This window comes from Planotetraspora kaengkrachanensis, from assembly GCF_016862895.1.
GTDB lineage: Bacteria > Actinomycetota > Actinomycetes > Streptosporangiales > Streptosporangiaceae > Planotetraspora > Planotetraspora kaengkrachanensis.
Window position 1 is genome coordinate 24094 of sequence record NZ_BONV01000042.1, and the last position, 21052, is coordinate 45145.

At 71.2% G+C, this 21052-nt stretch carries 21 protein-coding genes; 7 read left to right on the top strand and 14 right to left on the bottom strand.

Annotation, left to right across the window (positions count from 1 at the left end; translation table 11 throughout):
• Nucleotides 1-4: 4 nt before the first annotated feature.
• From nrfD to Pka01_RS33260, 5 genes are all read right to left on the bottom strand, one after another.
• Nucleotides 5-970 (bottom strand): NrfD/PsrC family molybdoenzyme membrane anchor subunit, encoded by a 966-nt coding sequence (gene nrfD / locus Pka01_RS33240; RefSeq protein WP_203886926.1) that lies wholly within the window; start codon nt 968-970, stop codon nt 5-7.
• A complete protein-coding gene (locus tag Pka01_RS33245) occupies nt 967-1716 on the bottom strand; it encodes a 4Fe-4S dicluster domain-containing protein (RefSeq protein WP_203886927.1) in 750 nt (249 codons plus the stop codon). The genes nrfD and Pka01_RS33245 overlap by 4 nt, the downstream gene beginning before the upstream one ends.
• Nucleotides 1709-4882, bottom strand: coding sequence for a formate dehydrogenase (gene fdh / locus Pka01_RS33250; protein WP_203886928.1), 3174 nt, complete (start codon nt 4880-4882; stop codon nt 1709-1711). The genes Pka01_RS33245 and fdh overlap by 8 nt, the downstream gene beginning before the upstream one ends.
• Nucleotides 4883-5011: 129 nt before the next feature.
• Entirely contained in the window at nt 5012-5422 is a 411-nt protein-coding gene (locus tag Pka01_RS33255) for a hypothetical protein (RefSeq protein ID WP_203886929.1), read from the bottom strand.
• Nucleotides 5422-5847, bottom strand: a complete 426-nt coding sequence (locus Pka01_RS33260) for a MarR family winged helix-turn-helix transcriptional regulator (RefSeq protein ID WP_203886930.1) — start codon at nt 5845-5847, stop codon at nt 5422-5424. Before Pka01_RS33260 ends, Pka01_RS33255 begins: the two co-directional genes overlap by 1 nt.
• An 87-nt stretch (nt 5848-5934) precedes the next feature.
• On the opposite strand from Pka01_RS33260, the gene Pka01_RS33265 reads away from it, so the two are divergent.
• Nucleotides 5935-6465 (top strand): GNAT family N-acetyltransferase, encoded by a 531-nt coding sequence (locus Pka01_RS33265; protein ID WP_203886931.1) that lies wholly within the window; start codon nt 5935-5937, stop codon nt 6463-6465.
• Between the two features lie 70 nt (nt 6466-6535).
• Here the strand turns inward: Pka01_RS33265 and Pka01_RS33270 are convergent, their stop codons facing one another.
• The 3 genes from Pka01_RS33270 to Pka01_RS33280 all read right to left on the bottom strand — a co-directional run bounded on the left by Pka01_RS33270 (nt 6536) and on the right by Pka01_RS33280 (nt 9741).
• A complete protein-coding gene (locus tag Pka01_RS33270; protein WP_239115747.1) occupies nt 6536-7600 on the bottom strand; it encodes an NAD(P)H-dependent flavin oxidoreductase in 1065 nt (354 codons plus the stop codon).
• 8 nt (nt 7601-7608) lie between these two features.
• Nucleotides 7609-9027, bottom strand: coding sequence for a nitrosuccinate lyase (locus Pka01_RS33275; protein WP_203886932.1), 1419 nt, complete (start codon nt 9025-9027; stop codon nt 7609-7611).
• 72 nt (nt 9028-9099) lie between these two features.
• Nucleotides 9100-9741 (bottom strand): mycothiol-dependent nitroreductase Rv2466c family protein, encoded by a 642-nt coding sequence (locus Pka01_RS33280; RefSeq protein WP_203886933.1) that lies wholly within the window; start codon nt 9739-9741, stop codon nt 9100-9102.
• 259 nt (nt 9742-10000) lie between these two features.
• On the opposite strand from Pka01_RS33280, the gene Pka01_RS33285 reads away from it, so the two are divergent.
• On the top strand, nt 10001-10786 hold the full coding sequence (locus Pka01_RS33285; RefSeq protein ID WP_239115756.1) for an isocitrate lyase/PEP mutase family protein: 786 nt from the start codon (nt 10001-10003) through the stop codon (nt 10784-10786).
• Between the two features lie 26 nt (nt 10787-10812).
• On the top strand, nt 10813-11496 hold the full coding sequence (locus Pka01_RS33290; protein WP_203886934.1) for a response regulator transcription factor: 684 nt from the start codon (nt 10813-10815) through the stop codon (nt 11494-11496).
• Here Pka01_RS33290 and Pka01_RS33295 read toward each other — a convergent pair whose 3' ends face one another.
• Nucleotides 11497-12852: a HAMP domain-containing sensor histidine kinase gene (locus Pka01_RS33295; RefSeq protein ID WP_239115758.1), complete on the bottom strand. Its 1356-nt coding sequence runs from the start codon at nt 12850-12852 to the stop codon at nt 11497-11499.
• Nucleotides 12853-12916: 64 nt separating this feature from the next.
• Nucleotides 12917-13348, bottom strand: coding sequence for a TIGR03668 family PPOX class F420-dependent oxidoreductase (locus Pka01_RS33300; protein WP_203887009.1), 432 nt, complete (start codon nt 13346-13348; stop codon nt 12917-12919).
• Nucleotides 13349-13434: 86 nt separating this feature from the next.
• Between Pka01_RS33300 and Pka01_RS33305 the strand changes: the two genes are divergently transcribed.
• The gene (locus Pka01_RS33305) at nt 13435-13839 is read left to right on the top strand and encodes a ClpX C4-type zinc finger protein (protein ID WP_203886935.1); all 405 of its coding nucleotides are present in this window, start codon (nt 13435-13437) and stop codon (nt 13837-13839) included.
• A gap of 36 nt (nt 13840-13875) precedes the next feature.
• Here the strand turns inward: Pka01_RS33305 and kynU are convergent, their stop codons facing one another.
• A complete protein-coding gene (kynU, locus tag Pka01_RS33310; RefSeq protein ID WP_203886936.1) occupies nt 13876-15111 on the bottom strand; it encodes a kynureninase in 1236 nt (411 codons plus the stop codon).
• 389 nt (nt 15112-15500) lie between these two features.
• On the opposite strand from kynU, the gene Pka01_RS33315 reads away from it, so the two are divergent.
• Both Pka01_RS33315 and Pka01_RS33320 read left to right on the top strand, forming a co-directional pair.
• Nucleotides 15501-16253, top strand: a complete 753-nt coding sequence (locus Pka01_RS33315; protein ID WP_203886937.1) for a GntR family transcriptional regulator — start codon at nt 15501-15503, stop codon at nt 16251-16253.
• A gap of 114 nt (nt 16254-16367) precedes the next feature.
• Entirely contained in the window at nt 16368-16586 is a 219-nt protein-coding gene (locus tag Pka01_RS33320; RefSeq protein WP_203886938.1) for a hypothetical protein, read from the top strand.
• A gap of 105 nt (nt 16587-16691) precedes the next feature.
• On the opposite strand, the gene Pka01_RS33325 is transcribed toward Pka01_RS33320, so the two are convergent.
• Nucleotides 16692-17933 carry a coiled-coil domain-containing protein gene (locus Pka01_RS33325; RefSeq protein ID WP_203886939.1) on the bottom strand — a complete coding sequence of 414 codons (1242 nt, stop codon included), beginning with the start codon at nt 17931-17933 and terminating at the stop codon, nt 16692-16694.
• Between the two features lie 160 nt (nt 17934-18093).
• Here Pka01_RS33325 and Pka01_RS33330 point away from each other — a divergent pair, with 160 nt between their 5' ends.
• The gene (locus Pka01_RS33330) at nt 18094-18624 is read left to right on the top strand and encodes a gamma carbonic anhydrase family protein (protein WP_239115760.1); all 531 of its coding nucleotides are present in this window, start codon (nt 18094-18096) and stop codon (nt 18622-18624) included.
• On the opposite strand, the gene Pka01_RS33335 is transcribed toward Pka01_RS33330, so the two are convergent.
• Both Pka01_RS33335 and Pka01_RS33340 read right to left on the bottom strand, forming a co-directional pair.
• Nucleotides 18569-19540, bottom strand: a complete 972-nt coding sequence (locus Pka01_RS33335) for an endonuclease/exonuclease/phosphatase family protein (protein ID WP_203886941.1) — start codon at nt 19538-19540, stop codon at nt 18569-18571. The genes Pka01_RS33330 and Pka01_RS33335 overlap by 56 nt on opposite strands.
• Nucleotides 19541-19639: 99 nt before the next feature.
• A complete protein-coding gene (locus Pka01_RS33340) occupies nt 19640-20878 on the bottom strand; it encodes a mannosyltransferase family protein (protein WP_203886942.1) in 1239 nt (412 codons plus the stop codon).
• Nucleotides 20879-21052 lie beyond the last annotated feature (174 nt).

A 21052-nucleotide genomic window follows, 5' to 3' on the forward strand; every position in this document is an offset into this window, starting at 1 on the left:
GCGCCTACGCATGCGGGCCGTCGTCCCGGTCGGGGACGACGGTGAGCCTTCTGCCGCCGGCCCGCTCCCGCTGGGGCACCACGGTGTACTTCGGGTCCAGAGCCGACGCCTTGCCGGCCTCCAGCATGCCGAACCGGGTGCACAGCGCACCCGCCGTGAGGGCGAGGCCGGAGGCGGCGGTGAGCGCCCGGCTGCGCCCGGCGACCGTGGCCAGCAGCCCGCCCGCCAGGATCAGGGCGCGTGACGTCTTCATGAGCAGGCCCGCCCTCCCCTGCTGGTACGGCTCGCCCTCGAGCCCGAGACGGCGTTCGATGACGGCCGCCGCGGTGGTCTCCATGACGGCCCCCAGGGCCGCAGCTGCCCTGGCCGGCGCGGCCTCGGCGCGGGGGGTCGTCAGCATGCCGACGGCGCCCGCGCTCGCCAGCGCACTGCCCGCGAACAGGAAGGGCAACTCGCGCCTGGCGGCATGCCAGGCGGGCACGGCGGTGTCCGCGAGGAGCACTCCGGTGTAGGTGGCCATGACGGGGCCGGTCAGCGCGCTCGCCATGACGGCCGCGTCCCCGGCGACGGGGAGGAGGCCGGTGACCGCCGAGGCGACTCCGGCCGCCGTGAGACCACTGTGCGCGGCGAGGGTCCAGGAACCGACGCTCATCGGAGAGGTGACCTTGAAGACGCGCAGCATGTTGAGGAAGCGCTCCGGCCTGCCGAGCTCGGCCACAAGGAACCCGGAGCCCAGGCCCGCTCCCGCGAAGGCCGTCACCCGGGCGGCGAGGGCCAGCCGGTCGTGCCCGGACAGGCGCGCCGCGGCGGCGATCACCGAGGAGGCGCCCGACAGCCCGCCCAGATAGAGGTAGACCGGCATGTGGGGCACGTGCCAGATCGGAGGCTTGAGCACCGGCTGCCCGTAGTACGACCGGAGCTCGGCCTCGGGGACCGTCGCCGCGGAGTCGCCGCCCCGCCGCGCCCTCATCGACGGCTCCCCGCGAAGCACGCCGCCACGGCGCCGACCAGGGCGACCGCCGCTCCGCCCGCCCACCACCACATCTGCGGCAGGTCACGTGTCGTGACCACCGGAGCAGGCGGCAGGCCGTAGGTCTCCGGTTCGTCCAGCAGCAGGAAGAACGCCCCCGCGCCGCCCACGCCGTCGCCGGGGTCGTCGCCGTACAGCCGGGCCTCGTCCACGCCGTCCGCGTGCAGCCGTTCGAGGCGGGCCGCCGCCCGCTCACGCAACTCGTCGAGCGGCCCGAACTGGATCGAGTCCGTCGGGCACGCCTTCGCGCAGGCGGGCTCGAGCCCGCCGCGCAGCCGGTCGTAGCACATGGTGCACTTCCAGGCCCGGCCGTCGCGCTCCCGGCGTTCGATCACGCCGAACGGGCAGGCGGGCACGCAGTATCCGCACCCGTTGCAGATGTCCGGCTGCACCACCACCGTGTCGAACTCGGTGCGGAACAGCGCCCCCGTCGGGCACACGTCCAGGCAGGCCGCGTTCGTGCAGTGCTTGCACACGTCCGACGACATGAGCCACCGGCCGTCCTGCTCGATGAACGCCACGTGCCGCCAGGTGTCGGCGCCGAGCCCCCCGGTGTTGTCGTAGGAGGTCGCGCGGAAGACGAACCCGTCGTCGGGGACGCCGTTCCACTCCTTGCACGCGACCTCGCAGGCCTTGCAACCGATGCAGACGGATGAATCGGTGAAGAATCCGACGCGTTCAGCCATGGCGGTACTCCTCGATCAGGTCGAGCAGCGCCTGCCCCCGCGGCCGCCTGCCCGGCAGGACGGCGCAGGTGCACACCTTGCTCTCCTGGATGTAGACGTTCGGGTCGAGCACGACCGGCAGCAGGTCGTTGACGACGTCTCCCGTCACCAGCCCCTCGTGGCCCCAGTGGTACGGCACGACGACCTGGTGGATGATCTGCCGCTGCACCCGCAGCGGCCTGACCCGATCCGTCACCAGCACGCGGCACTCGATCGCCGTGCGGCTGGTCACGATGGTCGCCCAGCCCCCGTTGACCAGTCCCACCTCGGCCGCGAGCTGCGGCGACACCTCGCAGAACAGTTCCGGCTGCAACTCGGCGAGGTACGCGAGCGTCCGGCTCATTCCGCCGGCCGTGTGGTGCTCGGTGAGCCGGGAGGTCGTGAACACGTAGGGGAAGCGCGCCGCCCCCGGCGGGTTGTACGGGTTCTCCGGCCTGTCGTAGATCCGCCGCGTCGGGTTGGCCTGCCTGCCGTACAGGGTGTTGAGCACGGGAGACTCGTGCGGCTCGTAGTGCGCGGGCATCGGCCCGTCGGACAGCCCGGACGGCACGTACAGCCAGCCCTTGCCGTCCGACTGCATGATGAACGGGTCGGTCCCGGACAGCGCGGCCTCGGCGCGGGCGCCTTCCGGCGGCTGGTAGTCCGGCGGTTTGCGCAGGTCGAAGTCGGGGACGTCGTGGCCGGTCCACTCACCCCTGTCGGCGTCCCACCAGACGTACGCCTTGCGCTCACTCCACGGCCGGCCGTCCGGGTCGGCCGAGGCCCGGTTGTAGAGGATGCGGCGGTTGGCCGGCCACGCCCAGCCCCACTCCGGCGCGACCCACGACTGCCGGTTCCCCGGCATGCGGCGGGCCGCCTGGTTGACCTCGTCGGCGTAGACGCCGCAGTAGATCCAGCAGCCGCACCGCGTCGACCCGTCGGGCGCGAGTTCGCGATAGGACGACAGCGCGCGCCCGTCCGGCCCGGTGCCGTTGATCTCCCGGAGGACGGCCTCCGCCGACGGCTCGCGATATTGGCCCTCTTCGGGATAGTCCCAGGTCAGCTCGGTCATCGGCCGATCGATCTCGTCGTCGCCCAGTCTCCGCCTGATCCGCTTGCCGAGGTGGTAGTAGAACCACAGGTCGCTGCGGCAGTCCCCGGGCGGATCGAGCGCCTTCTCCCGCCACTGGAGGAGCCGCTGGGTGTTGGTGAACGTGCCCTCCTTCTCCACATGGCTGGCGGCGGGCAGGAAGAAGACCTCGGTGGCGATGTCCCCGGTGCGCATTTCGCCGGTCTCCAGCTCGGGGCCGTCCTTCCAGAACGTGGCCGTCTCCACCAGGGTCAGGTCGCGCACCACGAGCCAGTCGAGGTTGGCCAGGCCCATACGCTGCGCCCTGCCGTTCGCCGAGCCGACCGCGGGGTTCTCGCCGATGACGAAGTAGCCCTTGACGGTCCCGTCGATCTGCCCCATCACCGTCGTGTAGTGCCCGTGGTCGCCGGTGAGCCGGGGCAGGTAGTCGAAGCAGAAGTCGTTGTCCTCGGTGGCCGCGTCGCCCCACCACGCCTTCAACAGGCTGACCAGGTAGGAGCGCCTGTTCCCCCAGTAGCCGGTGCCCGCGCCCTCCCTTTCGAGGTAGTCGGCCAGATCCTCATGCCGGTGCGCGTGCGGCATCGCGAGGTATCCGGGCAGCAGGTTGAACAGCGTCGGGATGTCGGTGGAGCCCTGGATGCTGGCATGGCCGCGCAGGGCCATGATCCCGCCGCCGGGGCGGCCCATGTTGCCGAGCAGGAGCTGGAGGATGGCCGACGCCCTGATGTACTGCACGCCGACCGAGTGCTGCGTCCACCCGACCGAGTAGACCCACGCGGTGGTCCGCTCGCGCCCGGAGTTGGCGGTGATCGCCTCGGCGAGCTCGGCGAAGTCCTCCGGCGCGATCCCGCACAGCTCGTCGACCATCTCCGGCGTGTAGCGGGCGAAATGGCGTTTCAGGACCTGAAGGACGCAGCGGGGGTGCCGCAGCGTCGGGTCGGTGGGCGGCCTGGCGGACGCCCCGGCGCCGCGGGCGCCGTACGAGTCGGATCCGGCGGCCTCGGCATGGGTGGCGCCGCCCTCTCGCATCTCGTCCGTCGTGGCCTCCTCGTCGCCCTCGTAGGCCCAGCTCGACGGGTCGTACCGGCGGGTCTCCGGGTCGAAGCCCGAGAACAGGCCGTCCAGGTCCTCGGTGTCCTGGAACCGCTCCGACACCAGGGTGGCCGCGTTGGTGTAGGCCAGCACGTAATCGCGGAAGTAGAGCTCGTTGCTCAGCACGTGGTTGATCAGCGCCCCGAGCAGCACGATGTCGGTCCCCGCCCGGATCGGCAGATACCTGTCGGCGACCGCGCTCGTCCGCGAGAAACGCGGATCGATGTGGAAGACCTTCGCGCCGCGAAGCCGTGCCTCCATCACCCACTGGAAGCCCACCGGATGGCATTCGGCCATGTTGGACCCCTGGATGACGATGCAGTCAGCTCCCGCCAGGTCCTGCTGGAAGGAGGTGGCGCCGCCGCGTCCGAAGCTGGTCCCCAGACCGGGGACGGTGGAGGAGTGTCATATGCGCGCCTGGTTCTCGACCTGGATGGCGCCCAGGGCGGTGTACAGCTTCTTCATCAGGTAGTTCTCTTCGTTGTCGAGCGTCGCCCCGCCCAGGCCGGCGATGCCCGTCGTCCGGCGTACCTCCTTGCCTTCGTGCGTCTGCTGCCAGGTCTCCCGCCGGGTGCGGACGACCCTGTCGGCGATCATGTCCATCGCGGTCTCGAGGTCGAGCCGCTCCCACTCGGTGCCGTACGGCCGGCGGTAGAGAACCTCGGTCCGACGCCCGGGGTGGGTCACGAGCTGCTTGCTCGCCGATCCCTTGGGGCACAGACGTCCGCGCGAGATCGGCGAGTCGGGATCTCCCTCGATCTGGGTGACCTTGCCGTCCTTGACGTAGACGAGCTGGCCGCAGCCGACCGCGCAGTAGGGGCACACCGACCTTGCGACCGTGTCGGCCTGCTCGGTGCGCGGCCGAAGGGCGTCGGTCCGCGCCGAGCGCGCGGCGTCGCGCCTGCCGTCCTCACCCTGGAGCTGCCGGAACACCGGCCAGCGGGAGATCCACCCACCGTCCGCCATGATGCGTGATTTGCCCCACTTGGCTGCTCGTTAACCGGCCGGCCGATCCGGGGATCCCAGGTAAGACGGCCCAGGTGAGACGGCCAGGCCCAGCCAACCAGGCCAGGCCCCCAGGCCGAGAAGCGCAGGTCAGGCCGCCCAGGGGAACGGGGCCACGTCAGGCTCCACCCAGCCACGCCGGGCCTCGCCGGCCGCAAGGGTGGTGGACCGGTAGTGCCTGGCGAGCAGTCGCTTGTCCAGCAACGCCGGATTCCGCCGTACGAAGACCTCGAACTCCGTGCCGTCGGGTTCGGCGGCCACATGGTGGGCGACCAGTTCCACCCAGGCCCGCGAGACCGTGTGGTGGTACTTCTGCGGCGCCTTCTCGTACGCGGTGATCCGCCGGAGCCAGTCGCAGACCTTCTCCGCGGCCTCGGGCATTCCGTAGCGGCGTACGGCGACGAAGGCGAGGTGGACGTGCTGCCGGTGCCCGAAGGCGCCGTCGGGGCCGACGACGAAGGAAAGGATCTCACTCAGCGAGGGATCGTGTCCGTGGTCCATCAGGAGACCTCCTGGAGCGCGGCGACGACCGCGTGGTAGCCGGACAGTTGCCGGGGGGAGAGCCCGGCGAGCGCGCGGGCTTCGAGGTCGGAGACGGCGGCGCGCACCCTGGCGGCGACGTCCCGGCCGGAGTCGGTCAGGGCGAGGCGGAACGAGCGGCGGTCGTCCGGGTCGAGTTCGCGGGTGAGCAGGCCTCGCCGTTCCAGCCGGTCCAGGACGCCGGTCAACGTGGTCGCCCGGGTGCCGGTGTCGGCGCTGAGCGCCCGGACGTTGCGCGCCCGCCCGTCGGCGAGATTCGCGAGCGCGTTGATCTCGGACGCCGTCAGATCGAGATCGGCGAGCGCGGTGGCCAGAGCGTGCAAGGTGCGATGGGTGGCCCGCTGCAGAGACAACACCATCGACGTTTCAACGCTTTCGGATATCACGGAATCGGACTATACGACTTCGAACCACGGCCCGCATCCGGGTTTCCCCTCACAAAACTCCATATCAGGGGTGTTAATGTCGCCCTCATGCCCGAACTGATCACCCCGACGGCGCGACTGCACAAATCATGGCTGGCGGCGCGCGACGAGTGGCATCCAGGCGCCCACCAGGACGGGGCCGGGCTCTACCTCGCCCCCGATGACGACGTGGACGGCCCCGAGAGCTTCTCGACCTGGGTCGACCGGCTTCTCCGGGCTTCGGACGAGTCGATCCCGGTCGAGCCTGGACGCGTTCACGTCACCTACTACTGGATCGCCGATCATGACACCTATCTGGGAGCCATCGATCTGCGCCACTACCTGAACGCCGTTCTGCTCGAGCTCGGCGGGCACATCGGCTACAGCATCCGGCCGTCGGCCAGGAGGCGCGGCCTGGCCACGTGGGCGCTGGGCGAGGTCCTGCCCCTGGCCCGTGCGCGCGGTCTTGACCGGGTCCTGGTCACGTGCGACACCGACAACACCGCCTCGGCGCTCACCATCGAACGCAACGGCGGGGTCCTGGAGGACGTGCGGACCACCGAGGCGGGCGTCAAGCGCCGCTACTGGATCACTCTCTGAAGGTCGGCCCCCAGGCCGCAGGCGTGTCACCCGTCCCCGGAGAGCCCCGGAGGTTTCGCGGCACCGCCCCTCAGCCCAGGGCGGCCCTGGTCTCCTCGGCGAGCGACGCCACCACCTGGGCGGCTGGAAGATCACGCGCGCGGCGGAAGCCGACACCGGCCCACAACGACATCCCGTGCGGATCGCCCTGAGCGGCCGCGGCCTGGCGCAGGCCCGCCGTCAGCCTGTTCACCTGGGGATACAGGTGCGGCGCCGATCCCTCGTGCTCGGCCATGAAGCGATTGGCCAGGCCACGGGCCCGGCGTCCGGTGAACGCGCGGGTGAAGGCGGTCTCCGTGAAGGCGGGGTCGGCCAGCGCCGCCTTGTGCACCGGGTGCGCCCCGCTCTCCGTCGTGCGCAGGAACGCGGTGCCGAGCTGCGCGGCGACGGCTCCCGCCCGGAGGACGGCCGCGATGTCCCGCCCGTCCATGAGCCCGCCCGCCGCCGCCATCGGAAGGTCGACGACTCCGCGGATCTCGGCCACGAGCTCGGGCAGTCCTGACGGCGGAGACCAGTCCGACGGCAGGAAGTCCGCCTGATGGCCTCCCGCGCCCGGCCCCTGCACCGACAGCGCGTCCGCCCCGGTCTCGGCGGCGGCGACGGCCTCTGCCGGGGTGTTGACGGTGACGACCACGGTGCTTCCCGCACCGTGCAGGCGGGAGACGATCTCAGGCGACGGGCAGCCGAACATGAAGCTGACGACCGGAACCCTCTCTGACACGAGAAGGTCGATCTTCGCCTCCCACTGGTCGTCATCCCAGGGGACGGTCTCCGGCAGGTCCACGCCGTACCGCTCCGCCTCCGCCACCAACTCCTCCCGGTAACACGCGAGATCCGCCTCGACCTCGGTGAACCCCGCACGGGCCGGGTCGGGTCCGGGCACGAAGACGTTCACGCCGAAGGGCGCATCCGTCCGCGCGCGGACCTCCGCGATCTCATCGCGCACAGCGGAGGCCGTACGGGATCCGGCCGCCAGGAATCCCAGGCCGCCCGCGGCCGACACCGTCGCGGCGAGGGCGGGTGTGGACGGGCCCCCGGCCATCGGCGACTGGATGACGGGCAGCGCCATCCCGAAAGGAAGAATGCGACCGGCCATGGAGCTCCTCACCCGTCACCCGGCTCATGAGCCCGCAGCGCGCGGTCCACGAGCGTCCCTGCGACCCCAGTGTAAGCCGCGGGATCCACAAGATCGGCGATGTCCTCCCTGGTCAGACGCTCGGAAACCGCGGGAATCTCCGCCAGCAGATCGGCGATCGGCCGCCCCGTCGCCACGGCGTCCGCGGCGGCCAGGCCGACGAGGCGCTTGGCCGCGGCCTTGCCCAGGATCGGGGCCAGGACGGCCGCGACGCGCTCGGTGACGGTCAGGCTTCCGGTGAGCTCCAGGTTGGCCCGCATGCGGTCGGGGAACACCTGGAGCCCCTCCGCGAGCTCGGCCGTCGCCTCGGCGGCCCCGCCGAGGAGGCGCAGGCACTCCCGCAGCGGCTGCCATTCGGCCTGCCAGGCGCCCGCGGGCCGCTCGTCCTCGGCGAGCATGCACTGCCCCAGGGTCGCCGCCAGCATCGGCATCTGGATCGCCGCCGAGCGGATCAGCGTCGCGAGGACGGGATTGCGCTTGTGCGGCATCGCCGACGAACCGCCCCGGCCGGCCGCGGACGGCTCCGCGACCTCCGCTATCTCGGTCCTCGACAACACCTGAACGTCGACCGCGATCTTCCCGAGCACCCCGGAGGTGAGGGTGAGCACCCCCGCGAGGTCGGCGATCGGGATCCGCGACGTGTGCCAGGGCAGCACCGGGGCCTCCAGCCCCACCTCCGCGGCGAAGGCCGCCATCAGGCGCTCGGGATAGGCGTCCGGATCCGGCACCCCGGCGATCCCCGCGTACTCCCGGTAGGCGGAGAGCGTGCCGGCCGCCCCGCCGAGTTGGGCCGGAAGGTCCGCGCGCACGCGGCGCAGCCGCTCGCCCGCGGCCACGACGGAATGCAGCCACCCGGCCGCTTTCAGCCCGAACGTGCTGGGAACCGCGTGCTGGGTGAGCGTCCGGCCCACCATGACCGTGTCGCGATGGTCCGCCGCGAGCCGGGCGAGCGCGGAGGCCGTCCGGCCGAGGTCGGCCTGGATCAGCGCGAGGGTCCGGGCGGCGACCAACATCGCCGCGGTGTCCATCATGTCCTGGCTCGTGGACCCTCGGTGGACGTGGTCGGCGGCGCCGGCGTCCACCGCGGCGACCGCGGCGGTCAGGTCCTCGACCAGCGCGACGACCGGGTTCCCCGACTCGCGGGAGCGTACGGCCAGGCGCGCCGGATCGATCGCCACCCCGGCGGCCACCTTCGTGACGGTCTCCGCCGCGGCGGCCGGGGCCGCACCGAGGCGGGCCTGAGCCCGGACCAGGGCGGCCTCGGCGTCCAGCAACGCCCGGAGCCAGGCCCGGTCGTCGGTGGCCCGCTCGGCCGCGCCGCCCGCCCGCACGGGGGACAGCAGGCCGGTGTCCGGTGCGGGACCTTCGTCTTCCGTCGGGCCGGTCATCGTCGCAGTCTCCCGTCGCGGGCGGATGAGCGCCGCCGCGGGGCTTTCCCGGCCCCGCGGCGGCGGAGTTCGTCAGCTGAAGTCGAGTCCGCCCGTGCGGGTGCGCTTCAGCTCGAAGAAGTACGGATACCTGGCGAGCGCGTACGCGCCGTCGAAGACGTTCAGGGCGTCCTCACCGCGGGGAATGCGGTTCAGCACCGGCCCGAAGAACGCCACGCCGTCGACGTGGATGGTGGGCGTGCCGACGTCCTCGCCGACCGGGTCCATGCCCTCGTGGTGGCTGCGGCGCAGTGCCTCGTCGTAGTCCGGGCTGCCGGCCGCGTCGGCCAGTTCCACGGGCAGGCCGACCTCGGCCAGCGCCTCCTTGGCGACGAGTGCGAAGTCCTTGTTCCCCTGGTTGTGGATCCGGGTGCCCAGGGCCGTGTAGAGGTCCCGCAGCACCTCCTCACCGTGCCGCTCCGCGGCGGCGATGCACACCCGCACCGGTCCCCAGCCCTTGTCGAGCAGGTCACGGTACGACTGGGAAAGATCTTCCTTGTTCTCGTTGAGAACCGACAGGCTCATCACCCGGAACCGAAGGTCGATGTCCCGCTGCTTCTCGACCTCGAGGATCCACCGGGAACTGATCCACGCGAACGGGCAGATCGGGTCGAAATAGAAATCGACCTTGGGCCGGGCCGCCGGCTCCGCCTCTGCCTGACCAGTTGTGGTCATCACGTCTCCTTACTGAAAGTCTCGCCGAGTCGGGCCCCGGATCCGCCTCGGCTCATCACGCCAGGGGCCGGCATGGCACCGACACCGCCTCAAGACTCTGCAACCACCGCTGATCATCTCCTAATTCCCAATGAACGCCGCGAGTCCCTCCCGCGCCCTCCCGCGGCCGGACGGCCGCTTGTTCGCGCCTCCGCCGCCGTCCGTAAGGTGGTGTTCCGGGCAGACGGGGCACACGGGACGTACGGAGGGCACTGGCACGATGAGCATGACGAGAGCCGAGAAGGCGGCGAGACTGCGGGCCCTGCATGTTCCTGGCGACCCGCTCGTCCTCCCGAACATCTGGGACGCGGCGTCGGCGCGCATCGTCGAGTCGGCCGGGTTCCCCGTGGTCGCCACCGGCAGCGCGGCGATCGCCCCGGTGCTCGGCTACGCGGACGGCGAGGGCACCCCGATCGGCGAAATGATGGCCGCGATCGCCCGCATCGCGTCGGCCGTCGGCGTCCCGGTGACCGCCGACGTCGAACGCGGCTACGGGGCGCCGCCCGCCGAACTGGTCGAGCGGCTGTGCGCGACGGAGGCGGTCGGCTGCAACATCGAGGACTCCGATCCCGTCACGGGCGCCATGATCGACATCGGCGAGCAGGCCGACCTCGTCGCCGCCGTCCGCGGCGCGGCGAGGGGTGCCGATTCCGACCTGGTCGTCAACGCGCGGGTGGACAGCTTCCTCAACGGGTCCGGGACGCCGGAGGAGCGGCTCGCCGACGCCATCGAGCGTGGCCGCCGCTATCTGGCCGCCGGAGCCGACTGCGTGTACCCCATCTTCGTCACCGACCCCGGCATGATCCGGACGCTCGTGGAGGAACTCGGCGGCCCGGTCAACGTGCTTTTCCGGCCCGGCGTGCCGAGCATCGCCAGGCTCGCTGATCTCGGGGTGGCCCGGGTGAGCTTCGGGCACGGGCTCCACAGCGCGACGCAGGACTTCACCGCCCGGATGGTGGCGGCGATCAAGGAGGGCCGTAGCCCCTACCCGCCGAAGGAGACCTGACACCCGTCTCCCCTACCATCGACGGCATGACCAACGTGCTGGTCGTGGAGGACGATCCGGCGATCGGTTCCGAACTGGCGGACGCGCTGTCCGACTACGGATACCGGACGGCGCTGGCCGCCGACGGCGAGACCGCGCTCGATCTGGCGCTGCGCGCGGCGCCCGACCTCGTGCTGCTCGACCTGGGCCTGCCCGACGTGGACGGCGTCTCCCTGTGCCGCCGGCTCCGCAGCGCCATGCCGTACGCCGTGATCGTGGTGCTGACCGCGCGCACCCAGGAGTTCGAGGTCGTGGTGGCGCTCGACGCGGGAGCCGACGACTACCTCACCAAGCCGTTCCGGCTGACCGAGTTGCAGGCCCGGCTGCGGGCGCACCTGCGCAGGCAGACCGTTCCCGCCGACCCGCGCAGCATGTCGGTGGGCCGGGTCCGCCTGGACACCGCGGCCCGGCGGGCGTTCGTCGCCGGCACGGAGGTCATGCTGCGTCCCAAGGAGTTCGACCTGCTCTCGGTTCTCGTACGCCGGGCTGGCGAGGTCGTGACCCGGGAGCAGCTCATGGAGGAGGTGTGGGACGCCAACTGGTTCGGCCCCACCAAGACGCTCGACGTCCACGTCTTCGCCCTGCGCCGCAAGCTCACGGAGGAGGGCGAGGACCCCCGCCGGATCACCACCCTCAGGGGACGCGGCTACCGGTACGAGACCGACCTCTGATCATCTGGCCGGCAGCAGCAGGCTGAACACGGGCGGACAGGCCCGCCTGAGGATGAGACGGCCGCCTTCGGCCTCCGCGAGCGACCGTGCCAGCGCGAGGCCGATCCCGTGGCCGTCCCCCGCCCGGCGCGCGAACACGTCGGTCCCCTCCGGGACGCCAGGGCCCTGGTCGGACACCTCGACGGCGACCCCGTCGCCGAGGTCGGACACCTGGACGGCGATCTCGCCTCTGCCGTGGATGGCGGCGTTGTCCAGCAGCACATGGAGGATCTGCCGCACGGCGGCAAGCGACGCGGCGACCCCGGGCAGCTCGTCGGGCACGGACACCGTCAGGCCGCGCCCCGCCTCGGCCAGAGCCGCGCGGCGGTCCGCGCCGATCTCCTCCACCAGGGCGCCCACGTCGAACGGTTCCAGCCCGCTGCTGTGCCCGCCACGGGTGAGCCGCACGAGGTCCTCGATCGTGGTCTGCAACCGCTCGCCGCGCTCGACCGCCGTGCGGATGGCGCCGGAGAGGTCGGCGTCGTGGCGGTGCAGCGCCGACTCCAGGCCGAGCAGCATGCCGGTGAGCTGCGTGCGGAGCTGATGGGACACGTCGACGCTGAACGCCCGCTCCCGGTCGAGCACGTCGCCCAGCCGCCGTGCGGTCGCCTCGAGCGCGAGCCCGGCGGCGTCGGCCTCGCGCACGTCGGACCGCGGCGCCCGGATGGAGAAGTCGCCCGAGCCGAGAGCCTGCGCCGACTTCGTCAGGTGCTCCAGCGGCGCGGACAGCCGGGCGGACTGCCGTAACGCGAAGACCGCCGCCAGCCCGATCACGACGACGGCGAGCCCGGCCATGGCGAGCCAGGCGCGGTACAGCCGGTCGCGCACGACCCCGTAAGGAACGGCCACCCGGACGGACCCGGCGAGCTTCTTGTCGGACGGGAAGGGCGCGGCCACCACGAGGAAGTCATGCTCGAAGCCTTCATGGACGTGGCCGTCGCGGGCGTCGGCCGCGATCCGCGACGTGGCCGGCCCCTCGCCGGAAAGCTTGGCCCCGCCCGTGGCGAAGAAGCCGACGGTCAGCGTCGACGGCACGCCCCGAGGAAGCGGGACGCGGACCACGCCGCCCCGCACGACGTCCTCGTGGGCGACGGCGGCGATCCAGGTGGCGTTTCGGTCCAGCGACGCCGCCATGTCGTCGTGGTAGAGCCGCTCCATGGAGATCGCGAGGGGGATGGCGAACAGCGCGACGGAGAGCGTGGCCACGCCCACGATGGCCCCCAGCACTCTGAGGCGCAGCGGCCTGCCGTACGGCTCACGCCGATCGGCCGGCTTCTCCGCGTCCGGTGTGATGTGTCGCCTATTTCCCCATATCACCAGTTCAGCGTCCCAGAGTTCCGGACACGCGTGGGCGCCGGGGCTGACGACGTACGCCGACCCGTCAGAGGTGATCCGAGTACGCCCAGCCGGACCACCGCGCGACCTCGACGAGGACGGCGGGCCCCTCCGGTGGACGGTCGGCGTACTGGGCGTACTTCGCCACCAGCGACTCCACGGCGCGGTCGCGCTCCGGGCCGTGTCCGACGACACGGGCGGTCCCGTCCGCCCTGGCCCACCACAACCGCTCCCAGTCGTCCTCGTAGTGATCGGCCAGGAGGCAGACCCGGGGATTGGCGGAGATGTCGTGGAGACGGCGCAGATCGGTGGTCGACTTCGGCTTGTGATCCACGGCGGTCACCACCACGTCGCCGGCCACGGCGAAGGTCACCGGCACGAGCCTCGGCACCGCTGCGTCCGCCCCGGCCGCGGCGGCCGTCGCGAGCCTGGCCACCCGGGCGGCGGCGAAGAGCTCACGCGCCAGGTCCGCCGACATCCTCACGCCGCCAGGCTACGGCCGGGCCGTACCGGCCGGACCGGCCGCACTTGATGATCTTCCTTGGGCAACCTAAGGTTGTCGGAATGGAGCCCCCTGATTTGCTGGCGCGAGCCCGCTCACGCTCTTCCGATCCGGACGACCCGCTGGAGATCCTCTCGTCCGCGATCTCGCTCAGCACCGAACTCAGCGACGACGCCGACGCCGTTCTCGACCTCGCGGTGCGCGAAGCCCGGGACGCGGGAGCGTCCTGGACCGCGATCGGGGAACGATTCGGTTTCTCCCGGCAGGCCGCGCGCAAACGCTTCACCCCGCCCTTCGCCGGCAAGACGCTGGAGAACCGCCGCAAGAAGCGCGACGCGGCGTGCTCGTTCTGCCGGCAGCGTCCCGGACCACGGGTCCACATGGTCCACGGCGAGGCCGGCCGCATCTGCGACAAGTGCGTCGCGCTGGCCGGCGAGATCGTGGCCGACCTCGCCAAACGCCGCTGACGGCCCGGCCGCCGCCCACACGGGGCGGCGAGCCGGTCAGGTGACGGTCAGCCGCCGCTGGTACTGCTCGTCCCGCCACAACTCCTTGCCCAGCACCTCGGCGAACGTCGTCGCGGCGTCGTACGCGTCGACGTGGCGGACGTACAGCGGGGCGAAGCCGAACCGGACGATGTCGGGTTCGCGGTAGTCCCCGATCACTCCCCGGTCCACGAGCGCCCGGGCCACCGGGTAGCCGTCGGGATGGCGGTAGCTCACCTGGCTGCCGCGCCGGTCGGCGTCACGCGGGCTCGCCAGGCTGAGCCCCGGGCACAGTTCGTCGACCAGGTCGATGAACAACGACGTCAACGCCACGCTCTTGGCGCGGAGCGCGCGCATGTCCACCCGCTCCCAGATGTCGAGCGAGGCGTTGAGCGCCGTGTAGGACAGCACGGGCGGGCTGCCGGAGGCGAACCTGCGCACCCCGTCGGCGGGCCGGTAGTGCGGCTCGAAGTCGAACGGCGCCGCGTGGCCGTGCCAGCCGGATATGACGTTACGGACGTGCTCGTGGTGACGCGAGGCCACATATATGTACGCGGGCGCGCCCGGACCCCCGTTGAGGTACTTGTACGTGCAGCCGATCGCGAAGTCCGCCCCGCTCACGTCGACCGGGAGGGCCCCGGCGCTGTGGCACAGGTCCCAGACCATGAGCGCCCCGGCGGCCTGGACCCGCGCGGTCACCGCGTCGACGTCGTGCGCCGCTCCGGTGCGGTAGTCGACCTGTGAGAGCAGCACCATCGCCACGTCGTCGCCGAGAGCCTCCTCCAGGCGGAGCGCGCCGTCCGCGGTGCCGATGTCGCGGATCTCGTAGTCGCCGAGCGCGGCGGCCGCGCCCTCGACCACGTAACGGTCGGTGGGGAAGTTGTCCAGGTCGGAGATGATCACCCTGCGGCCCGGGCGCAGGGGCAGCGCGGCGGTGACGGCCTTGAAGATGTTCACCGACGTGGAGTCGCCCGCGAGCACCTCGCCCGGCCCGGCGCCGATGAGCGGCGCGATTCTGTCACCCGTCGTCTGCGGCAGATCCCACCAGCCCGCCGTGTTCCAGCTCGCTCCCAGGTGGAGGCCCCACTCGCTTTCCACCGCGTGCGCCACGCGCGCGGCGGTACGCCGGGGAAGCGCCCCCAGCGAGTTGCCCAGAAGGTAGACGACCCCCGGCGGAAGCGTGAACTCGTCCCGGAAGTCTCTGAGGGGATCCTGCTCGTCGAGGGTCTCGCACTCCGCACGGCTGATGACCACCTGTCGCTCCTTCGCTCACCGCGTTATGTCCCCAAATACCTTCATATGCTCACAAATGAGCTCGGGTGGGGGCGGCCTCGGACCCTTACCTTCGGGTTACTTCCGTACGCCCTGGACGGCCCGCCGCGCCCACCTGCCCAGGAACGGCGCGCCCGGTCTCGGGAGGACCGTATTCGCAGCGTTAATGACTCAGCGTTGGCATGCCGGTGAAATACGGGCCGGGATCGTTCCATGATTACGGACTGCTATAACTCGCGGAGATCACCACACGGGCACGATCCGCTCAAAATAAGCACGGGACCAACCAGAGACTCTGTGCGATCGTGGACAAGACGGGGCAAGTTCTCTGTAGACGCCAATCCCCCGTTGGTGACAGAGGGTGATCAAACGTGACGGAGTCCCCGGTGCATCACGAGCCCCCGATCTATCGCCGCATCGCCGACCGGCTGCGCGACCAGATCCTGTCGGGCGACTTGAGTGATGGGGATCGACTACCGGGCGAAAACGCGATCATGGCTGAGTACGGCATCGCGCGAGCGACGGCGAGACAGGCGCTCGCCGTGCTCATCAACGAGGGCCTGGCCGTACCGAGGAGAGGATCGGGAGTCTACGTGCGCCTGTTCCGCCCGATCAGGCGGCACGGGTCCCGGAGGCTCTCCAGGGAACAGTGGGGACAAGGCCGGGCGGTCTGGGACTCCGACACTCGCGGCCGCTCCTACACAGTTGACGAGGTAAGGATCGAGCGGACCCCGGCGAGCGAACACGTGGCCCGGGTGCTCGACTGCGACCAGGCATGGGTGCGCCGCCGCCGGTATTCGGTGGACGGCCGGCCCGTGCAGTTGGCCGTCTCCTACTTTCCGGCCGACCTCGTCGAGGGGACGGCGGTGACCCTGCCGGACACGGGGCCGGGCGGGGTGTACGCGAGGCTCGGCGACCTGGGCTACTCCCCCGCGCACTTCACCGAGGAGGTGCGCGCCCGCATGCCGCAGCCGGGGGAGTCGAGCCTGCTCGGCCTGCCCGCGGGCACCCCGGTCATCATCATCAGCCGGGTCGCCTACGCGGCCGGAGGCATTCCGATCGAACTCAATGAGATGACACTCGACGCCGCGTCCTATGTACTCCAGTACGACTTCGACGCGTAGGTCAAGGGGCAAGGTTGACCTGTCCATCCCGATCATTGATTTCTCTAGAGATGTCCCGCACCTTGAGAAAGAGACGTCAAGAACAACCGGACACGGCGAGGGAAGGGTGGACGGATGTCCTTTGACCGACACCTCGCCGAGATTGCCCGGGAGTTCCCGGAATGGACGATCTGGCGGAGTGATGCGGGCCGGTGGTGGGCCACCCGGCATCACCCGCTGACCATGGAGCAGCGGGAGGCCGGCTGCGCGATGACCATCGACGCGGACGACCCCGACGGGCTGCGCGGTCAGCTGCGTGAGCAAGAGGAACGTGCCACGCTCGCCGATCCGTGAGCGCGGAAGCCTCCGACCCTATCGGGGGCGGAGGCTTCCGCTCGTTCGCCCGTGGGGGCGTCGCCACTGGTGCCAATCACAACGGCGCCCTCACGGGTCCGACTCCTACCTGTTCTGGAACGGCCCCTGGTCCTCGTGCGACTGACGGAGCCGGCCGAAGTCGACCTCGGTGTACTCCGCGACCTCCACGACCATAGGCGCGGGGGCGAGGGGGTCGGCGTGGCGGACGTCGTCCACGATCACCCGGATGTCGTCGTTGGCGTCACCCGCGGAGTGGTCCACCGGGCGAACCGGGCGGAACATGTCGACGCCCTCGTGGGCCGGGGTGTGGCCTGCCGCGTATCCGGCCTCGTCAGCGGTCGCGACGTCCAGGCCCTCGGCCTCGACCCGGCCACCGGACCTGATCGCGTCGTCACCCTGGTCGTCCAGATCGCCCTGGTCAGCCGGGGCGATGTCGGCCACGGCGTCCTCCTGGGACTCCGGCTGGGCGGGGACGTCGGCGACAGGCTGCTCGGCCTGCTGAGCCTCGCGGAACTGGGGAGCGGGCGGAACGACCGCCGCCTCGTCGATCAGCGGCCCCGCCGCCGCCTCGCGGTGCAGCAGGTCGCCGAGGACCGATCCGATCTCGTTGAGGCGGCGCATGACCTCGGTGTGCGTGTCGGTCAGGTAGACGACTCTGCGGCCGGTGTGCTCGTCGAGCGCGGTGACCCGCTTCTCGGCGGCGGCGAGGGAGGCGCTCGCCTCCGCGTTGGCGTCGGCCACCTGGCGCTCCGACTCCAGCCGCGCGGCGGTCAGCTGCCGGTCCGACTCCGCGCGGGCCGAGCGCAGGGTGTCCTCCGCCTCGGCGCGGGCCGTCCCCAGGGTCTCCTCGGCGTCGGAACCGGCCTGCGACAACAGCCGCTCCGCGGCGGCGGTCGCGTCGGCCACCCGCCGCTCGGCCTCCTCCTGGGCGGCGGACCTGATCGACTCGGCCTGCTCACGCGCCATCATGACCTGGCGCTCGGCCTCGGCCGCCGCGTTGTCGCGCATGCGGGCGGCCTCGGACTCCGACGCCTCCTTGTTGGCCGCCGCCTCCTCATGGGCCAGCTTGAGGATCTGGCTCAGGCGCTCGCCCAGTTCGTCGGGGTTCTGCGGCGCCTCGGTCATCTTGCGGCGCGCGTCGGCGAGTTCGATGCGGCTCTGCTCGGCCTGGTCGATGGTGCGGGCGAGCCGTTCCTCCAGGTCCCGGATCTGGTTGCGCGTGCGGATCATGTAGTCGTGGACCTGCCTGCGACTGTATCCGCGCATGACGACCTCGAAGGAGTCGTCGCTCATAAGGTCGGGGAAGTTCTCGGTCTGGTTGGTCATGACAAGCCCTGGGGGTCGAAGATAGAGACGGTACGCACGTCAGGACACGACTTTCCTGCTATCGGGCGGACATCGCAACCCGAACGCCTCAAGCGCCCAGGGGAAAATTGCAGGACACCGGCCCTCAGGCGGCCGCGGAGCGCGTGGAATCATGACCCGCATGCCGTACATCGCAGCTCTGGACGACGACGCCGTGCCGATGATCCACCCCGACGCGTGGGTGGCGCCGGGGGCGGTGGTGGTCGGGCGCGTACGGCTCGGCCGGGCGACCAGCGTCTGGTACGGCTCGGTCCTTCGCGGTGACGACGAGCGGATCGAGGTCGGAGCGGAGTGCAACATCCAGGACCTGTGCTGCCTGCACTCCGACCCGGGAGAGCCCGCGATCCTCGAGGACCGGGTGAGCCTCGGGCACCGGGCGATGGTGCACGGCGCGCACATCGGCGCGGGCGCCCTGGTCGGGATCGGCGCGACCGTGCTGGGCCGCGCCGTCGTCGGAGAGGGCTCGCTCGTCGCGGCGGGCGCCGTCGTCACCCCGGGCGCGAAGATCCCCGCCGGGGTGCTGGTGGCCGGCGTGCCCGGCCGGATCGTCCGCGAGCTCACCGACGACGACCGCGCGTCCTTCGCCCGCACACCGGCTAACTACCAGGCGAAGGCCCGGCGGCACGCCGCTGCGACCGAGCTTTCCCGATGAAGGTCCCGGTCAGGACCAGGTGATCGGAGAGCTCGGGATCGGTCCTGACCACCTCGGATCCCGCGGCCATGAAGTCCGCCTCGGTCGCGAAGACATAGTCGATCTTGCGGCCGCCCCGGGTCGTCGGGGTGCCGCCCCGGCGCTGCGCCAGGTACGGCCCGGCCCCCACCTCCGTGTACCTCCCGGTGCCGAGACCCTTGCCGTACACGGCGGAGAGCTGGGGGTCCTCCGGCTTGCGGTTGAAGTCGCCGCCGAGGATCACCGGACTGCCTCCGGCGTATGCCGCGACCAGTTCCTCCACCTGGCGGGGCGACTCGGTCTCCGAGATGTGCGTCACACAGCTCACCGACCGGCGTTGACCCACCATGCTCCGTGCGCACAGCAGGCCGCGTGGATGGACTCGTGAGCCGGGGCCGGCTGCCGCGTCCACGGCGAGCATCCGCCGCAGCGGCCGTCCGGTGACGGGCCCCTTGAGCGCCAGCGCCAGGCCGAACGTCTTCTTGTCCGGTGGCGTCGTCCGGGACGTGAGGTCGCCCCAGAATCGGCGGCACTTGTCGCCCTTGCCGTCGCGCGCGTGCGCCCGGTCGATCCCGAACCAGACGATCCGGTAGTCCGGCAGCTTCCGCTGGAGCAGGTCGACCTGCGCGTAACACATCTCCGTGAACGAGGCGACGTCGATGTCACGCCGGCGGACGAGTTCGGCGACCTCACCCGCCCATGCGCGCCTGCGGTCGGGACGCAGGCTCTCCGTGCAGGTGTCGTCCCGGTTGTTCGCCGCGCAGACGTTGTAGGTCAGCACGTTGACGCGGTACGGCCCCGGCCGATCCGCGGCCGACGCACCGGTGAACCCCGCCGTCAGCACGACCGGTGCCGCCACCAGTGCCGCGCCGCGCCGACGCCATCCCGCTTTCCGCACGCGCCACACCCCCCGATTCCGGGAGCCCTCGCGGGCATCCGTTCAGGAGGTCATTTGCGACAAATCCCCCCATAGGCGGTGACAGTAGCTGAATCTGGATCATCCAACCCATGCGCCTGTGGTGAAATTTCCTACATTGATTGCCATAACGGGCGCGGCGACAGCCAGGTACGCCACGAAGACCCACGGCTTGCGCGCGCCGGTGATGCCGATCGACAAGTAGAGCGGCCACCACAACAACGACGCCCGGCCGACCGACATGTAGAACGACGACATCGCGAGCAGCGCGACGGCCTGGGGCGCGAGGTAGGCGAGGTTCCCCCACCGTCGTCTGACGGCCTGCCAGACGACGAGCGCCGCCAGCACGAGGGCCGCGAGGATCTCCTCGCGGTACGACGTGCGCAGGACGCTCTCCTCGAGCGACCGGTTCCAGGTGTTGACGAGGACCTGCCAGGGCCACTCGGCGAAGCGCCCCCAGTAGTCCGCCTCGGCGTGCTTCCACGCCAGCAGGTCACCCGTACGCGACCAGAGATAGCCCATGTAGGCCAGCACGGGCACCGCGGGAAGCGCCAGCCACGGCGCGGTCCGCCATCCCTTCCCCCGCAGGCCGTTGTCGGCGACCAGGAACTGCACGACCAGTCCCGCGAGGAGGAACAGGCCCGAGACGCGGATCGAGGAGGCGAAGGCCGCGCAGACCGCCGCCGCCTCCCAGCGTCCCCGCCGCGCGAGCAGCCAGGCGGGGATCGCCAGCGCGAGGAACGGCGCCTCCGAGTAGCCCGCCAGCATGAAGACGGCGAACGGACTGAGGAAGAAGGCCAGCACGGTCCACGTGCCGGTGCCCTCCTTGAACGACTCGCTCAGCCGGGACAGCGCGACCGCCACCACCGCGCTCGCGACGAACGACACCAGCACGATGGCGAGGCTCCAGTCGGAGACGACCACGTGCACGTAGCGCAGGAACAGCGGAAGCCCGGGGAAGAACGCGGCCAGCTTGGGCGCGTCCGGCATCCCCGGCGACCCGTCGTAGCCGTACTGCGCGATCGCGATGAAGTTGTCGGAGTCCCAGGGCGTGAGGCGGTCGAGCAGCGGGGCGTCGGTCCGCCCCGGAGCCGCGAGGACCATGTAGATGTACGTCGCCACGTGCCAGAAGAGCCAGATCAGCAGTGCCGTGCGGTCGGCCCGCGAGCCCAGCCACCAGGGTCGGTCCGAACTCGCTTCGGTCGCGTCACCGGTCGCGGGCGGGACGGCCGGCGCCGGGGCGTCCGGGGCCGGGGTTCCCGGCGGCGCCTCCGCTCGCACGGGATCCGCGGCGGCCACGGGCTGGTGGATCTCTGTCACGACCACCTATCGAATACGTCCGGAGTGTCCATGCCAAGGGTCGACGGCACGTGTTTGCGAGCTTATGCGGCATTCGCCAGCGTTCACGCAGGTCATCACCTTTCCTGGCACGGAAAGTTCCACCTCCGTCCACGAGATCGCGCTTCCGCCTCCGGTGTCGGTGACCGGAACTAG

Coding starts and splice junctions, on each gene's coding strand:
- Pka01_RS33305 (WP_203886935.1), top strand. CDS start 13,435: ATGGAGCCCCCTGATTTGCTGGCGCGAGCCCGCTCACGCTCTTCCGAT.
- Pka01_RS33265 (WP_203886931.1), top strand. CDS start 5,935: ATGCCCGAACTGATCACCCCGACGGCGCGACTGCACAAATCATGGCTG.
- Pka01_RS33300 (WP_203887009.1), bottom strand. CDS start 13,348: ATGTCGGCGGACCTGGCGCGTGAGCTCTTCGCCGCCGCCCGGGTGGCC.
- Pka01_RS33270 (WP_239115747.1), bottom strand. CDS start 7,600: ATGGCCGGTCGCATTCTTCCTTTCGGGATGGCGCTGCCCGTCATCCAG.
- Pka01_RS33255 (WP_203886929.1), bottom strand. CDS start 5,422: ATGGACCACGGACACGATCCCTCGCTGAGTGAGATCCTTTCCTTCGTC.
- Pka01_RS33280 (WP_203886933.1), bottom strand. CDS start 9,741: ATGACCACAACTGGTCAGGCAGAGGCGGAGCCGGCGGCCCGGCCCAAG.
- Pka01_RS33275 (WP_203886932.1), bottom strand. CDS start 9,027: ATGACCGGCCCGACGGAAGACGAAGGTCCCGCACCGGACACCGGCCTG.
- Pka01_RS33285 (WP_239115756.1), top strand. CDS start 10,001: ATGAGCATGACGAGAGCCGAGAAGGCGGCGAGACTGCGGGCCCTGCAT.
- Pka01_RS33245 (WP_203886927.1), bottom strand. CDS start 1,716: ATGGCTGAACGCGTCGGATTCTTCACCGATTCATCCGTCTGCATCGGT.
- Pka01_RS33290 (WP_203886934.1), top strand. CDS start 10,813: ATGACCAACGTGCTGGTCGTGGAGGACGATCCGGCGATCGGTTCCGAA.
- Pka01_RS33320 (WP_203886938.1), top strand. CDS start 16,368: ATGTCCTTTGACCGACACCTCGCCGAGATTGCCCGGGAGTTCCCGGAA.
- Pka01_RS33325 (WP_203886939.1), bottom strand. CDS start 17,933: ATGACCAACCAGACCGAGAACTTCCCCGACCTTATGAGCGACGACTCC.
- Pka01_RS33330 (WP_239115760.1), top strand. CDS start 18,094: ATGCCGTACATCGCAGCTCTGGACGACGACGCCGTGCCGATGATCCAC.
- nrfD (WP_203886926.1), bottom strand. CDS start 970: ATGAGGGCGCGGCGGGGCGGCGACTCCGCGGCGACGGTCCCCGAGGCC.